This window comes from Rhodococcus opacus B4 (genome assembly GCF_000010805.1).
GTDB classification, from domain to species: Bacteria; Actinomycetota; Actinomycetes; order Mycobacteriales; family Mycobacteriaceae; genus Rhodococcus_F; species Rhodococcus_F opacus_C.
On record NC_012520.1, the window covers coordinates 223,894 to 238,303 of the forward strand.

The window sequence follows — 14,410 nt, forward strand, 5'->3', positions numbered from 1 at the left end:
GGTGGTAGGTCAGTGTCCGTGCCCGGCGGGCATCGGCTCCGGGGCGGCGGGAACCGCGGCGGGGGTCTGCCCGCCGGTCAGCGTGAACTCGGCGGTCCGCACCACTCCATCGTGCTGGAAGTCCAGGAACAGGCGGTAGTCGCCCGCGCTCGGGGTGGTGACAAAGAAGTCGATACCCGGACCGGGCGTGGTGACCCCGTCGCCGGGGTGGCCGTCCGGATGCACGTGCAGGTAGCCGAGATCGGCGGCCCGCAGCGCCACCAGGTGCCCGTACGCCCCGAGGTAGGGCTGCAGATCCGTGACGGGCTGCCCGTCCCGGCTCACCGACAGCGTGACCTTCGACGCCTGACCTGGGGTGAGGGTGCCGCCCAAGGTGACGGTGTAACCGTCGACCACGGCCGAGGCCGCCGCCGGGGGCAGGGGCTGCGGATCGTAGGCGCCGGCGACCTGCAGATCGGCGCCCAGGGTCAGGCCGTCACCGCCGTCGGGGGTGAAGTCGGCGAACACCCGGTACGCCCCGGCGCGGGTCAGATCGAGTGGCACGCTCCAGGTTCCGGCGGCGTCGAGTACCGGGTGCACGTGCTGGAAGCCGGCCATGTCGCGGCGCACCGCGATCAGGTGCAGTTGCTTTTCGTGGCTGTCGACGTAGCGGGTGACCGGCTGCCCGTCGGCACCGAGGATGCGGAACCGCAGCGGCACGTCGGCGCCGGCGGGAACCTGCGCGGTGTCCAGTGCCAGGGTGTAACCGCTGTCGGTGACCATCAGTCCTCCAGGTCTCTGATCGGCGGCCGGTGCGTCCGAGGTGGACACGGATCCGGCGTCGTGAGTTGAGGTGTCGTGCGTGTCGGCCGGGGTGGTGCCCTCGGGGCCGAAGGCGGCCCCGGCCCCGAGGGCGAGGGCGAAGACCGCGGCCAGGCCGACGGTGAATCCGGCGAACTTCGACGATGCGTTCATCGTGGGGAATCTCCTGTCCGGGTCTCGAGTTTCGGCAGGTCAGCCGGCGAGCTGGTAGCCGGCCTCGTCGACGGCCTGGGCGAGCGCCTCCTGCTCGATCGGGGTGTCGGAGTCGATATCGACCCGGTCGCTCGCGAGGTCGACATCCACGCCGGTCACACCGGGAATGCTGCCGATCTCTTCACGGACCGAGGAGACGCAGTGCCCGCAGGTCATGCCGGTGACGGTGGCGGTGGTGGTGCTCATCGATGTCCTTCTTTCTTCGGTTCGGAATTCGATCGAGGCCGTAGCGACCCATCTACAGATTTACCATACCCCCCTACCGTATGCAACGCCGGAGTGGTCGCACCCGCTCCAGTCGGACTCGTACCCCCTGGTGGTGTTCCTCAGGCGGCCTGATGAAACCCGGCGGGGCCCGAATGGCCGTCCGCCGTGCGTGTTGCCGCGGCGCGAACGGAACGGCTTCGGTGACATCGGAATCGCTCCTTGCATCATCTACGGTACCCCCCTATGGTATCGATATCCGCAGAGGGATCGAGCAGCATTCAGGAGGGTGGCGATGTGCACAGAGGGCGGGTATCGACCCGAAAGGCATACGGACACTGCAGTACTTGCCCCGATCCCAGGGTCGGGGCCTCGATGTTGTGGGTAGGCGCGCCACTGCACTCCTCTTCGTTCACATCACGATAGATACCCCATACCCGTAAGGAAGGATTGTCATGCCTACTCAGGCATCATCCACACGCAAGTGGTGGGCGCTGGCGCTGATCGCCGCAGCCCAATTCATGGTCATCATGGACACCTCCATCATCGGCATCGCGCTACCGAAAATGCAGACCGACCTCGGCTTCTCCCAGGAGAACCTGACCTGGGTGTTCAACGCCTACGTCATCGCCTTCGGTGGACTGCTCCTGCTCGGCGGACGCCTGTCCGACCTGTGGGGCGCCAGACGCACCTTCGCCACCGGCTGGGTTGTTCTGCTCGTCGGATCGATCACCGCCGCCGCCGGGAACGTCGGCACCGAACTGGCCGGACGCGCCGTCCAAGGCGCCGGTGCCGCACTGATCGCACCCTCCGCGCTGACTCTGCTGATGATGCTGTTCGGTTCCACCCAGCAGGAGCTGACCAAAGCCCTCGCCGTCTACGGCGCCGCCGCACCTGCGGGCGGCACCGCCGGTGTGTTTCTCGGTGGGGTGATCACCGAATACCTCAGCTGGCCATGGGTGTTTTACATCAACATCCCCATCGCCGTCATCGCCCTCGCCGCGACACCGCTGCTGATGCCCAACGCCCCCACCCGATCCGGTTCGATCGACATCCTCGGCGCACTGACCGTCACCGCCGGCCTGGCGCTTGCCGTCTACTCCATCGTCCGGGCCCCCGAGGTCGGCTGGGATTCGGGTCAAACCTGGGGATACCTCGCCGTTTCCGCGGTGCTGCTGGGCGCATTCGTGCTCATCCAGTCCCGGCGCCGCGAACCCCTGATGCGATTGGGGATCTTCACCGCCCCCAACCTCGCCGCAGCGAACGTCGCCCAACTGCTGCTCGGTGCGGCGTGGATACCGATGTGGTTCTTCCTGAACCTGTACCTGCAGCAGGTCCTGGGCTACAGCGCATTCCCCGCCGGCGCAGCACTACTGCCGATGACCACATTGATCATGCTCGGCATGATCGTCATCGCGCCGCGGGCGATGCAGAGGTTCGGGGCGAAACCGATGATCGTGACCGGTCTGATCGTTCTCGCGCTCGGGCTCGGGTGGATGGCCTTGGTCCGGCCCACCGGCAACTTCTGGGTCGACGTGCTGCCGGCTTCCCTGGTCGCCGCAGCAGGTATGTCGCTCGCCTTCATCCCCTCCTTGGGCACGGCGATCTCCGCCGCCCGACCCGATGAGGGCGGATTGGCGTCGGGCATCGTCAACGTCAGCTACCAGGTCGGCTCGGCGCTCGGTCTGGCAGCCATGACCGCAGTCGCCGCCTCGTTCGGGGCCAACCAGATCGGCGACCTCCCCGAGCTGACGAACGGATTCTCCGCCGCGTTCATCGGCGCCGCCGTCATCGCCCTGGCCGGTGCTGGGGTCACCGCCGTGTCGATGCGCACGGCCCAGTCGGACAAGGTGCCGGAACCAGTCCTCGAGCAGCACTGACAACACACCGTGGGGTGGGAGTCGGCAGGCCCGGCTCCCACCCCGCGCCGGTGCCCGTGGTGACCGGATCGCCGCGAGGGCCTTCGCCCGTCCGAGTGCCCCGCTGGACACGACAGGCTGTGTGGTGTCTGTCACATTGGGCGTCGTCGGCGGCGTGTCCGCTTGCGGCGGGCCGTGAAGCAACCCGCGTCGCGTCGCCGGATGTCGTCGCGCCGACCCTGCGCGCAGTCGCCGACCCCGCGAATGTCGAGGTCAGTGCCGGTTTCGTCGGCCTTGCGCGGTGCCGATCGACGGAGTGTCCGGGACGCGGTCCCGCATGTCGTTATCTGCCCGTGATGGCGGTGTAGGTCAGGTCCAGATCCCTGACATGGACTTATTCGAGCAAGATCATATTTAGATATCGATTAGGTCACGATTGTGCGGTCGATATCGTTTTGTTACTTTCCTTTTCGACGGGGGTCCGAGGCCGCGAAATCTCCAGAGCGCGGGCTAGCCAACGAAGACGAGGTAAGACACTGTGGCGAAACACCGCAGGACGGCAGATCGTTCAAATTCCATCACCGGCCGCCTGAAGATCGCGACCGTTGCCGCGGCGACCGGTGCGATCCTGATCGGCGGCGCGCAGTTCGGCGCCGGGTCCGCGGCCGCCCGCCCGCTCGAGATCCCGCCGGGCCTGCTGCCCGCCGGTGTTCAGCTGCCCGCGATCGAGCTGCCCGACATCCCGGCCGCCCCGCCCGCGCCCGGAATGCCCGGGCCGGTCAACCCGGGCATTCCCGCTCCGCTCAAGGCCCGCGCCGTGCAGCCGGTGTCCGGCACGCTGTCCTCCGGCTACGGCCCCCGCTGGGGTGCGCACCACGGCGGCATCGACATCGCGGCCCCGATCGGCACCCCGATCCAGTCCGCGGCCGACGGTGAGGTCATTTCCGCGGGCCCGGCCTCCGGGTTCGGGTTATGGGTGCGGGTGCGCCACGACGACGGCGCCGTCACCGTCTACGGCCACATCAACGAGTTCATCGTCAACGTCGGCCAGCGGGTCGCGGCGGGTCAGCAGATCGCCACCGTCGGCAACCGTGGTCAGTCGACCGGTCCGCACCTGCACTTCGAGGTCTCGGACGCAGGCGGCAACCGGCTCAACCCGAGCCAGTGGCTGCGCGACCGCGGCGTCTCGGTGACCTGGGGAGCCGACTAGGACTCGCCCTGGCGGTAGTCAGTTCCAAACGATGCAGGGCGCGGCAGGCCGGACGGCAGGCCGCGTCCCGCATGCGGTTCGGGCATGTCGAGCATCCTTCGACCGTGAGGGCGGACCCCTCACAGGTCATGTATGAAGGAGCGGGGCCTTGTCAAAGGGTCGCGTTTACGTGGTTTCGGCTCCATGCGGGCAGCGCTGGGTGAGGGCCGGGGGTCAAGACACAGCGCCCGCAGCGTGAGCGAGGACGAATGGTCTTGACGGTGGCCCGGCCCGGCGCAGACTGGAATGAGCCCGAGAACGGGTCGAGGACCAACGACGCGATTCGGTTTGTTACGTGGTTGTGGTGCAACGTCTCCAGTGTGATGCGTGTGGGGTTGGGCAGGGCCGGGCTTCCTCGGCTGGCCGGTCATCCCTTCGCCCGGCGGTGCGGGCATGGAGCGGTGCGCTGGCAATACGCGGGGTCAATCAGGTGGGCGACCACGTCGTAGGCACGGGGGTCAGACCTGTGCACGGCCGCGCGCGTGTTGCGTCCGGGGTGCTCACGCCACCGCCTTCTGGTGGGCCACGGCGCGGATCTCTCCGTCGCGCAGTCCGTAGTAGACGAGGGTGAGCAGTTTGCGGGCCGCGGCGATCTTGGCAATGTTTCGGCCGCGGCGGGCCTCGATCCGTTTGCGATCGGTCGAGATCTTCGTGCCGGCGGGATGCCGTTGGATGGCCTCGACGGCCGCCCAGCGCACCAGTTTGCTGCCCTGCTTCGTGATGTGCCCGCGGCGCACCACGGCGTCGGACTCGCGGTGCTTGGGCGTCAAACCGGCCCAGGAGCACAGGTGAGCGGGATCGGTGAACCGGTGCACGTCCCCGATCTCGGCGACGAACACCGCGGCCAGGGTGGGTCCGATGCCGGGCAGCGCCTGGATCGCCGTATACCCACGGTCGCCACGCAGCTCGGTGGCGATCCGGGCAGTGAACCGTGCCTCGTGGGCGTCGAGGTCGTCGATCAGCTCGAGCAACGAGATCACCCGCTGCGCGTACGCGTCGGCGAGAGGCACCCGCGCCAGCTTCTGGCGGCCGGTGACACCGAACAGGTCCGACACCGGGATCAGGACTCCCGCCTTGGCGAGCACGGAGTGTACCTGCGCCTTGAGCCCGGACCGCAGCGCGACCAGCTTTGCTCGATATCGCACCAGCTCGCGCAGCTCGCGGGTCTGCGGTGGGGCGATCCACGCCTCGGGCAACCGGTTCATCCGCAGCAGATCCGCCAGATCACCGGCATCACGGTCGTTCTTCACCCTCCGGTATCGGAATCCCTTGACACCCAACGGGTGCGCCAGATGTACGTCCGCACTCGACGCTCGCAGGGCGTCGACCGCCCAGTACCAGCCGTAGGTCGCCTCGAGGACCACTTCGGGGTTCGGGCCGGCCTGGTCGATCTGCAACCCCAACGCCACCGGGTCGTTGACGATCCGCACCGCCGAGAGCTGCTCGCCGGTGTCGGTCTGGCGGACGATCACCGATCGTTGCCGGTGCAGATCGATCCCGACGAACTGTTTTCCGTCATACTCACTCATCAGGGGCCTCCCTTTTCGTTCGGAAGTGAGTACTCCCAGCATTCGCCGGGAACCCTCGAGGAGCGGAGGCCCCGCCCCTTCATCGCATCAGGTCGACCAGATCCAGGGCAGTGGCTTCCGCAGCCGGCGAGCACAGCGCCTTCAGAACACTCGGCAAGTGCGCGTCGTGCGCTTACCGGCGGCCCGTACCGTCGCCGTCTCGGGTGCTCTCGGACTCAGGGTGGAGATGGTGGCCACACCCTTGCGGGTCGTCCCATCGGCCGCGCCGGGCTCGCCGATCGCAGCCTGGATATACCGTGGTGTATGCCCCTGTCCCGTCGGCAGTTGTTGCGGGTAGGTGTGGCCGGATCGGCTGCGGTGCTGGTGGGTACGTCGGCGGTGAGTAGCGCCCGGTTGCCGGCGCCGCGGTGGCGAGGAGATGACCCGTTCGGACTCGGTGTGGCATCGGGAGATCCGACACCCGATGGTGTCGTCCTGTGGACCCGCCTGGCACCGGATCCGCTTGCCCCCGGCGGGCGCGGCGGCATGGGGTGGGATCCGGTGACCGTCGAATACGAAGTCGCGCATGACGAGAGCTTCCGGCAGGTGGTGACGCGCGGTACGGCGGTCGCGACGCGCGAACTCGCCCACAGCGTGCACCCGGAGATCCACGGTTTGGAGCCCGCTCGCTGGTACTTCTACCGATTTCGTGCCGGTTCGGCGATCTCTGCGGTGGGCCGGACCCGCACGGCCCCGGCTCCGGGGCAGCCCACCGCGCGGATGCGGCTCGCGTTCGCCTCCTGTCAATCGTGGAGTTCGGGCTTCTACACCGCATACGAGCACATGCGCGACGAAGACCTCGATCTGGTCATCCATCTGGGCGACTACATCTACGAGCGCGGGTGGAGGCGCGGCCGCGAGGGAATGCCGATGGGAGCGGACCGCGACGAAGCCGTCGATCTGCCCAGCTACCGGCTGCACTACGCACAGTACAAAGCCGAGAAGCCGCTGCGCGACGCCCATGCAGCTTTTCCCTGGATCGTGACCATGGACGATCACGAGGTCGACAACAACTGGGCCGCCGATTCGCCGGGACTGGGCTTCGATATCTACCGAATACCCGCACTGTTCCGCCGTCGCCGTGCCGCGGCCTTCCAGGCGATGTACGAGCACCAGCCGCTGCGGCTCACGCAACTGCCCTCCGGGGAGAGTATGCGCCTGCACCGCCGCTACTGGTTCGGCGATCTCGCGCAGATCACCATGCTCGATACCCGGCAATACCGGGACCGGCAGGCCTGCGGGGGAAACGTCACCGCGGACTGCGCCGACCGGCTCGACACCGACCGCACGATACTGGGCGCCCAGCAACGGGACTGGCTGCTCGACGGATTCACCGGCTCCCCGGCCCGCTGGCAGATCATCGGCAATCAGGTAGCGATGGGCCAGACCGACAACGACCCCGGCCCGGACACCGTCGTGTCCGCCGACTCGTGGGACGGATACGTCGCCGACCGCAACACCGTCCTCGGCGGCGCAGCCGATCGGGGCGTCCGCAATCTGGTGGTGATCACCGGCGACCGTCACCAGAACATCGTCGCCGACCTGCGCCGGGACTACGCCGACCCAGAATCCCCGGTCATCGCATCGGAATTCTCGGGAACGTCGATCACCTCAGCCGGCGACGGCGCCGACATGAACGACACCGGCCGCCGCCTGCTGGCCGCCAATCCCGACATGAAGTTCTTCAACGCGCAGCGTGGATACGTGCGGGTCGACCTGGACCATCAATTGTGGCGCAACGACTTCCGCGTCGTTCCCTATATCCAGCGCCCGGGCGCGCCCATCCACACCCGCGCCAGCTTCGTGGTCCAGGATCAGAGACCCAGCGTCACCGAGGCGTGACGGCCGGACCCTGCCACACACGACGCGGCGCGGCAAGCCCGATCCGCCCCGGGCCCGCGGACCAGGCACCGCTGAGCAGCGGTGCCAGTGCCGAGCCACATCGCCATCGCCAGGGTGCGCCTGTCGGACGAAGGTGGCTCGGGCACGCACGGGGACGGGTAATGGCCGCAGTTGCCGAGGAATCGGCGGATCTGCGGGACGACGGCGCCGGCGAGGTCGTCCGCCGTCGCGAGCGCGTCGAACGACACGTTCCGCGCGAGTGTCGCATGCGGGATGGTCGCGCTCATCCGTTCGGCGAGCTCGGCCGGATGGCGCTCGTCGGCGCCGGGGACGATGAGCACCGGAACCTCGATCGCGCCGAGTTCGTCGAGCGTGCGGAACGAGCGGTCACGCCCAATGGCGGCAGCGGCGGCGACGCTCCCCGGATCGGCGCGCGGTATCGCCGAGCGCACCAGGTTCCCGATCAGCGGTTGCAGGTGGGGAAGAAACAACTCCCACGCCGCTTCGATACCGTCGCCTCGCACCCGCTCGGCGAAGCGGTCCACCAACGCGGTCTCGGCCACTTTCGCCTCGTCGTCCTCGATATCCTCGGCACTGATCACCACGACCGCCCGCACGCGTGAGGGAAAGGCCGGAGCGGCGCGTAAGGCGATGGTGCCGCCCAGACCGGTCCCGCCGACCACCGCCTCCGACGCGCCCAGGTGGTCGAGGAGGGCGATCACATCGGCGGCGTAGCGACTCCACGTGTGCAGCGCCGGATCCCGGCACACCGAGCGGCCATACCCAACCGGGGTACCGCCAGCTCGCTCGAGTCGTCGGCGGAGAAAGCCCGACTGCGCTGCGGCACTCGGTTGAATGCGTCAGCCGAGGGCGAGTTTGGGTGCGGTGGAAGTCGAAATGCTTGCCCGGGTACGGGTAGACCTATGGGTCCGGCATCGGTGCCCCCGGGGCTGAGAAGGAGTCGGGTTATCCGGCGACGGGGGAACGGCGTTCGAGGAAGACGGTGTCGCGCCAGATGCCGTCGAGTCGGGCGATGCGTTCGCGGACGCCGATGGTGCGGAATCCGGCGGAGTGGTGAAGGGCGATGCTGGCCCGGTTCTCCGGGAAGATCGAGGTCTGCAAGGTCCATATCCCGGCTTCGTCGGCGGCGATGACCTGGGTGCGCAGCAGGGTCTTGCCGACGCCGCGTCCGCGCATCCCGTCGGCGACGTAGACGGAGTTCTCGGCTACGCCTCGATAGCAGTCCCGCCCGGAGGTCGGACTCAGTGCGGCCCAGCCGACCACGACGCCGTCGATCTCGGCGACCCACCGATGCCCGGGCAGCCATTGGGCGTCCAGGGTTTCCCGGGTAGGGACCTCGGTGGTGAAGGTGGCGGTGCGAGTGGCGATGCCCTCACCGTAGATGCGGCGGACGTCGTCCCAGTCCTGTTCCGTCATGGGGCGCACGGTCACGTCGTCGGGGAGGTCGTCCGGGCAGCACGGCCGCGGGGTCAGCACGCCCATGACCGCGTCGGCGGCGTGCGGGAGTCCGGTGCAGCAGGAGGGGTTGACCGTGACGACGGTGCTGGTGCGGTCCTTGTGGACGGAGACGAACCCGACGTCGGCAAGCTTGCGCACGTGGTGCGAGATGGTGGGCTGACCGATGCCCAGGGCCTCGGCCAGCTCACCCACGGTGATCCCAGCCGGGCGGGAGGCGACCTGATGAAGCAACCGCACCCGGGTGGGATCGGCCAGGCAGGCGAACCAGCCGGCGTAGGTGACCGCGTCCTCCGGCGCCAACGCATCCACCTGCGCGGTGCCGGGGGTGCGGACGGCCGGCATGTCCAGGGAAGTCATGCCCGTCACTATATCGACATCCATCGATGGTTGTATTAATCGACGATCATCGATACTTTCCGACGTTAGAGGATCGATGAACGTCGATGAAAGGATTATCCAGATGAACACCTTGCCCGTAGTCGTCGTAGGCGCCGGCCCGATCGGCCTCGCAGCCGCGGCACAATTGCGTGAGCGCGGCCTGACCCCGCTGGTCTTCGAACGCGGCCCGGTGGCCGGTGCGGCGATCTCCGAGTGGAACCACGTGCGGCTGTTCTCCCGCTGGGGTGAGCTGATCGACCCCGCCGCCCGCCGCCTGCTCGACGCCACCGGCTGGGTGGCCCCGGACGACGAGGCGTACCCGACCGGCCAGGACTGGACCCGCGACTACCTTTCGCCGCTGGCCGCCGCCCTCGGCGACATCGTGCAGCTGGGAACCGAGGTGGTCGGCGTGGCCCGCCGCGGCCGCGACCGGGTCGTCGACGCCGGCCGCGACACCGAACCGCTCTCGGTGCACCTGCGCCGCGCCGACGGCACCGCGGACCGCATCCTCGCGCAGGCCGTCATCGACGCCTCCGGCACCTGGACCACCCCCAACCCCCTCGGCGGCGAAGGCCTGCCCGCACTCGGCGAGAAGTCCGCGGCCGACCGGATCGAGTACCGGGTGCCGAACATCGACGACCCCGAGGTGCGGGCCCGGTACGCGGGCAAGCACATCGTGATCGCCGGCAGCGGGCACTCGGCGCTGACCGCCATCGTCGCGTTGGCCGATCTGGAGAAGCAGGCGCCGGGTACCCGGATCAGCTGGGTGCTGCGCCGCGGCGATGCCGGCTCCACCTTCGGCGGCGGCGAGGACGATCAGCTGCCCGCCCGCGGCGCCCTCGGATTGCGCGCCAAGGCGGCGGTCGACGACGGGCTGTTGCAGGTGGTTCCCGGATTCCGCACCGCAGCCATCGAGTCCCACGGTGAGCGGGTGGTGTTGGTGTCCGACACCGGAGCCCGGATCGAGGACGTCGATCGGGTGGTGGTGCTGACCGGGTTCCGGCCCGATTTGTCCTGGCTCTCGGAGATTCGCCTGGGCCTGGATCCGGTGCTGCAGGCGCCGGTGGAGTTGGCGCCGCTGATCGATCCGAACGTGCATTCCTGCGGCACCGTCTACCCACACGGGGTCGCCGAACTGTCGCATCCGGAGCCGAATGTGTTCCTGGTCGGGATGAAAAGCTACGGCCGCGCCCCGACATTCCTGGCGATGACCGGGTACGAGCAGGTCCGCTCCATCGCCGCCGCCCTGGCGGGCGACCACGACGCCGCCGCCCGGGTGGAGCTCACCCTGCCGGAGACCGGAGTCTGCGGCGGAGCCGGGGTCTTCGACGACCCCGACACCCCCGCGGCAGCGGAAGAGTCCGTGGGGTGCTGCGTCGCCCCGGACCCGCAGCTGATCACCCTGTCCGCCCGCGCGGGCGGATAACCGATGGCCCCGACCACGACCCTGCCGCAGAACACCCCGACGCTCGCCGAGGGTGGTCTGCGACGGGTCCTTGCGGTGCTCTGCCTGACCGAGATCACCAGCTGGGGCATCCTCTACTACGCGTTTCCGGTGCTGTCGGTGTCCATTTCGGCCGACACCGGGTGGTCCCTGCCGGTGATCGTGGCGGCGTTCTCCCTGTCCCAGCTCGCCGCCGCGCTGACCGGGATCCCGGTCGGACGGATCATCGACCGGTTCGGGCCGCGGGCTGTGATGACCGCCGGATCCGTCCTCGCCGTCCCCGCGCTGCTGGTTGTCGCGGCCGCCCCGAACCTGCCGACCTTCTACGCCGGGTGGCTCGCTGCCGGGATCGCGATGGGCGCGGTGCTGTATCCGCCCGCGTTCGCGGCGCTGACCCGCTGGTACGGCGACGGCTACGTCAAGGCGCTGATGATCCTCACCCTCGCCGCCGGGTTGGCCAGCACGGTGTTCGCCCCGCTCACCGCGGCCTTGGTCGACCGGTACGACTGGCGGACCACCTATCTCGTCCTCGCCGCCATCCTGGCCGTCATCACCGTGCCCGGGCACCTGCTCGGCCTGCGCGGGCGGTGGCCGCACCCACCCACCCCAGTGGGGGACCATCCGGTCGATCACCGGGATGCCTCTCGCAGCCGCGCGTTCCTCGCCCTCGTCATCGCACTGAGTCTCAGGGCGTTCGCCGCGTTCGCCGGGGTGTTCAACCTGGTGCCACTGCTGATCGAGCAGGGCTTCTCCCCGTCCCTCGCGGCCCTGACGTTGGGGTTGGGTGGGGCCGGTCAGGTCCTCGGCCGCCTCGGCTACCTCCCGATCGCCGCCCGCACCACCGCCCGCACCCGGATCGTGGTGATCCTCGCCGCCACCGCCGCCAGCACCGCATTGCTGGGGATCGCCTCCACCACTGCCGCGTTGATCGGGGTGGCGATCGGGGCCGGGCTGATCCGCGGGATCTTCACCCTGATCCAGGCCACCGCGATCACCGACCGATGGGGCGCCACCCACTACGGTCGCCTCAATGGGCTCATGTCCGCCCCGGTGGTCATCGTCATGGCACTGGCCCCCTGGGCCGGAACCGCACTGTCGGCGCGGACCGGGAGCTACGCCCACGCCTACCTGATCCTCGCCGCCCTCGCCGTAGTCGCCTCCCTCATCGGCGCCGCCAGCATCCCCCGGCATCGGCGCCACGATGCCGCCACCACTACCTGACCCTCTCGACAACCCTGGAAGGGACAACTGAATTGAGCGACTACAACGTCCTCGTCGTCGGCGGCTGGCAGTCCGGCCTGGCCGCCGCCCATCACGCACTGCGCCGCGGCCTGAAACCGGCGATCCTCGAGGCCTGATTCGGCGGTGGGCGCGTCCAACGCGAAGTTGCTTCGTCTGAGGAAGCGGACTCTCATCCAGAACCGGGTGAGAGCACACCTTCTTTCGAGAGGAACCCTCCGATGACCACCCACCTGTTCTCTCCCCCCGGAACCGGCCTCGAGGCCGGCGGCCACGGCGGGGGTGTGAGATGACCGCCCCCGCCGTCCTCGTCGAGGATCTGCACGTCGCCTTCGGCAAGAACTGGGCCCTCGACGGTGTCGACTTGGAGGCTGCCGCGGGGACCACGCTCGGTGTGCTCGGCCACAACGGTGCCGGCAAGACCACCCTGATCCGCACGCTGACCACCCTGGTGCGTCCCACCATCGGCCGCGTGCATATCGAGGACCTGGACGTCGTCGCCGACGCCACCGAGGTCCGCCGCCGGATCGGGGTGACCTGCCAATACGCCGGTCTCGACGAATTCCTCACCGCCCGAGAGAATCTGGAGCTGATCGGCCGCCTGACCGGGCTGCGGCGCACCGCCCGCGCGCGGGCCGACGCGCTGATCGACCGGCTCGGTCTGGACGAGTACGCGGCTCGGCGGGTAGGGGAACTCTCCGGGGGCTCGCGCCGCCGGATCGATCTGGCCGCCAGTCTCGTCGGATCCCCGTCGCTGCTGTTCCTGGACGAGCCGACCACGGGCCTGGACCCCCTCGCCCGCGCCGGGCTGTGGGACGTCGTGGACGAGCTCACCGACGCGGGCACCACGGTCGTGCTCACCACCCAGTACCTCGAGGAGGCGGACCGGCTCGCCGACCACATCGTGGTCCTCAGCCGGGGCCGGGTCGCTGCCCGCGGCACCCCCGCCGAGCTGAAACGGATCGTCGGCGGCAAGGTCGTCAGCGCGACGGTCCCCGCCCATCAGCTCGCCGCGCTGCCGTTCATCCCGGACGCCGACAGGGTCGACGACAACCGGGTTCGGGCGTCGGTCACCGTCGACGACGCCCCCGCCGCGATCGCGCTGGTCGCCGACCTGCACGACCGCGGCATCGAGGTCACCGACCTGGACGTAGCTTCCCCGAGCCTCGACGACGTCTTCACCCACCTCGCCCACACAGGAGCCCACAAATGACCACCACTAACGCGATCGGGCGGCCCTCGGCCTTGGACCAGCTCGCCGCGCTCACCGTCCGGAACCTGCGCACCAGCGCACGTGTTCCGCAGCTGTTGATGTTCTCGCTGACCATGCCGATGGCGATGCTGGTGCTGTTCAGTCAGGTGTTCCGCAGCGTCGCGGCCGGACCCAGCTTTCCGGCCGGGGTCAGTTACATCGTCTTCCTCACTCCGGCGATGCTCGCCGTCTCCACCGTGATGGCCGGCACCAACGCCGGAGTGTCCGCCGCGATCGATCACACCAACGGCCTGCATGACCGCTTCGCTGCCCTGCCGATGCGGGCGGCGTTGACGGGGGTGGCTCGCACCATCAACGAGGCCGTCTTCACCCTCGCCCGGGCTGCGTTGCTCGGGATCGCCGCCGTGGCTTTGGGTTTCGAGTTCCACGGCACCGCCGGTGATGCCGTCGCCGCGGTCATCGTGCTGGTGGTGCTGGCCGGGGCGATGAGCGCCCTGTTCGGGCTGATCGGGGACCGGCTCCGTCGGCCGGACGTGGTCCAGTTCGCCGGGATGATGGTGATGATGCCGCTGATGTTCGTCTCGAGTGCGTTCGCGCCGATCGAGACCATGCCCGGCTGGATGCAGGCCATGGCGACGGTGAATCCGGTCGCGCACGCCACCGACGCCCTGCGCGGCCACGTCCTCGGCACCGCCACCGCCGGCGACACCGCCGCAGCCCTGGTTGCGGCGATCGGGTTGTGGGCGGTGGTGACCGCCGTGCCCGCCTTCACCCGCGTGGTTCGGTCCGCACGCACCCGCTGAACGACGACACCCCGCCCTGTCCTCCCTCCCAAGGATGGGTCGGGTTCTTCGTGTCTGCTGTCCGTCCGGATCCGGGCACTCCTCTGGCCCCTACCCCGGTGGAGGGGGTAGAGGCTGA

General features: G+C 69.1%; 12 protein-coding genes. 7 read left to right on the top strand and 5 right to left on the bottom strand.

Annotated elements, in window-relative coordinates:
* Positions 1–9 precede the first annotated feature (9 nt).
* Together ROP_RS37055 and ROP_RS37060 are read right to left on the bottom strand one after the other, a co-directional pair.
* Positions 10–954: a hypothetical protein gene (locus ROP_RS37055; protein WP_007296066.1), complete on the bottom strand. Its 945-nt coding sequence runs from the start codon at positions 952–954 to the stop codon at positions 10–12.
* 39 nt (positions 955–993) lie between these two features.
* Positions 994–1,200 (bottom strand): heavy-metal-associated domain-containing protein, encoded by a 207-nt coding sequence (locus ROP_RS37060; protein ID WP_007296065.1) that lies wholly within the window; start codon positions 1,198–1,200, stop codon positions 994–996.
* 473 nt (positions 1,201–1,673) lie between these two features.
* Here ROP_RS37060 and ROP_RS37065 point away from each other — a divergent pair, with 473 nt between their 5' ends.
* Both ROP_RS37065 and ROP_RS37070 read left to right on the top strand, forming a co-directional pair.
* Complete coding sequence (locus tag ROP_RS37065; protein WP_007296064.1) at positions 1,674–3,098, top strand: MFS transporter; 1,425 nt, start codon at positions 1,674–1,676, stop codon at positions 3,096–3,098.
* A 517-nt stretch (positions 3,099–3,615) separates the two neighbouring features.
* Positions 3,616–4,287 carry a M23 family metallopeptidase gene (locus tag ROP_RS37070; protein WP_007296063.1) on the top strand — a complete coding sequence of 224 codons (672 nt, stop codon included), beginning with the start codon at positions 3,616–3,618 and terminating at the stop codon, positions 4,285–4,287.
* 539 nt (positions 4,288–4,826) lie between these two features.
* On the opposite strand, the gene ROP_RS37075 is transcribed toward ROP_RS37070, so the two are convergent.
* Positions 4,827–5,855: an IS110 family transposase gene (locus tag ROP_RS37075; RefSeq protein WP_007296062.1), complete on the bottom strand. Its 1,029-nt coding sequence runs from the start codon at positions 5,853–5,855 to the stop codon at positions 4,827–4,829.
* Positions 5,856–6,158: 303 nt separating this feature from the next.
* Here ROP_RS37075 and ROP_RS37080 point away from each other — a divergent pair, with 303 nt between their 5' ends.
* Positions 6,159–7,736 (top strand): alkaline phosphatase D family protein, encoded by a 1,578-nt coding sequence (locus tag ROP_RS37080; protein ID WP_012686864.1) that lies wholly within the window; start codon positions 6,159–6,161, stop codon positions 7,734–7,736.
* On the opposite strand, the gene ROP_RS37085 is transcribed toward ROP_RS37080, so the two are convergent.
* Positions 7,709–8,506 carry an alpha/beta fold hydrolase gene (locus tag ROP_RS37085; RefSeq protein ID WP_012686865.1) on the bottom strand — a complete coding sequence of 266 codons (798 nt, stop codon included), beginning with the start codon at positions 8,504–8,506 and terminating at the stop codon, positions 7,709–7,711. The genes ROP_RS37080 and ROP_RS37085 overlap by 28 nt on opposite strands.
* 196 nt (positions 8,507–8,702) lie before the next feature.
* Positions 8,703–9,572, bottom strand: a complete 870-nt coding sequence (locus ROP_RS37090) for a helix-turn-helix domain-containing GNAT family N-acetyltransferase (protein WP_007296059.1) — start codon at positions 9,570–9,572, stop codon at positions 8,703–8,705.
* Between the two features lie 103 nt (positions 9,573–9,675).
* Between ROP_RS37090 and ROP_RS37095 the strand changes: the two genes are divergently transcribed.
* The 4 genes from ROP_RS37095 to ROP_RS37110 all read left to right on the top strand — a co-directional run bounded on the left by ROP_RS37095 (position 9,676) and on the right by ROP_RS37110 (position 14,292).
* Positions 9,676–11,019: an NAD(P)-binding protein gene (locus tag ROP_RS37095; RefSeq protein ID WP_007296058.1), complete on the top strand. Its 1,344-nt coding sequence runs from the start codon at positions 9,676–9,678 to the stop codon at positions 11,017–11,019.
* Between the two features lie 3 nt (positions 11,020–11,022).
* Positions 11,023–12,258: an MFS transporter gene (locus ROP_RS37100; protein ID WP_007296057.1), complete on the top strand. Its 1,236-nt coding sequence runs from the start codon at positions 11,023–11,025 to the stop codon at positions 12,256–12,258.
* Positions 12,259–12,565: 307 nt separating this feature from the next.
* Entirely contained in the window at positions 12,566–13,489 is a 924-nt protein-coding gene (locus ROP_RS37105; RefSeq protein ID WP_012686867.1) for an ATP-binding cassette domain-containing protein, read from the top strand.
* On the top strand, positions 13,486–14,292 hold the full coding sequence (locus ROP_RS37110; protein ID WP_012686868.1) for an ABC transporter permease: 807 nt from the start codon (positions 13,486–13,488) through the stop codon (positions 14,290–14,292). The genes ROP_RS37105 and ROP_RS37110 overlap by 4 nt, the downstream gene beginning before the upstream one ends.
* The last annotated feature ends 118 nt before the right edge of the window (positions 14,293–14,410 follow it).

What these genes read in the sequence shown, in the direction of transcription:
- ROP_RS37055 (WP_007296066.1), bottom strand. Translation starts at nt 954, where the DNA reads ATGAACGCATCGTCGAAGTTCGCCGGATTCACCGTCGGCCTGGCCGCG.
- ROP_RS37060 (WP_007296065.1), bottom strand. Translation starts at nt 1,200, where the DNA reads ATGAGCACCACCACCGCCACCGTCACCGGCATGACCTGCGGGCACTGC.
- ROP_RS37065 (WP_007296064.1), top strand. Translation starts at nt 1,674, where the DNA reads ATGCCTACTCAGGCATCATCCACACGCAAGTGGTGGGCGCTGGCGCTG.
- ROP_RS37075 (WP_007296062.1), bottom strand. Translation starts at nt 5,855, where the DNA reads ATGAGTGAGTATGACGGAAAACAGTTCGTCGGGATCGATCTGCACCGG.
- ROP_RS37080 (WP_012686864.1), top strand. Translation starts at nt 6,159, where the DNA reads ATGCCCCTGTCCCGTCGGCAGTTGTTGCGGGTAGGTGTGGCCGGATCG.
- ROP_RS37090 (WP_007296059.1), bottom strand. Translation starts at nt 9,572, where the DNA reads ATGACTTCCCTGGACATGCCGGCCGTCCGCACCCCCGGCACCGCGCAG.
- ROP_RS37095 (WP_007296058.1), top strand. Translation starts at nt 9,676, where the DNA reads ATGAACACCTTGCCCGTAGTCGTCGTAGGCGCCGGCCCGATCGGCCTC.
- ROP_RS37100 (WP_007296057.1), top strand. Translation starts at nt 11,023, where the DNA reads ATGGCCCCGACCACGACCCTGCCGCAGAACACCCCGACGCTCGCCGAG.
- ROP_RS37105 (WP_012686867.1), top strand. Translation starts at nt 12,566, where the DNA reads ATGACCGCCCCCGCCGTCCTCGTCGAGGATCTGCACGTCGCCTTCGGC.
- ROP_RS37110 (WP_012686868.1), top strand. Translation starts at nt 13,486, where the DNA reads ATGACCACCACTAACGCGATCGGGCGGCCCTCGGCCTTGGACCAGCTC.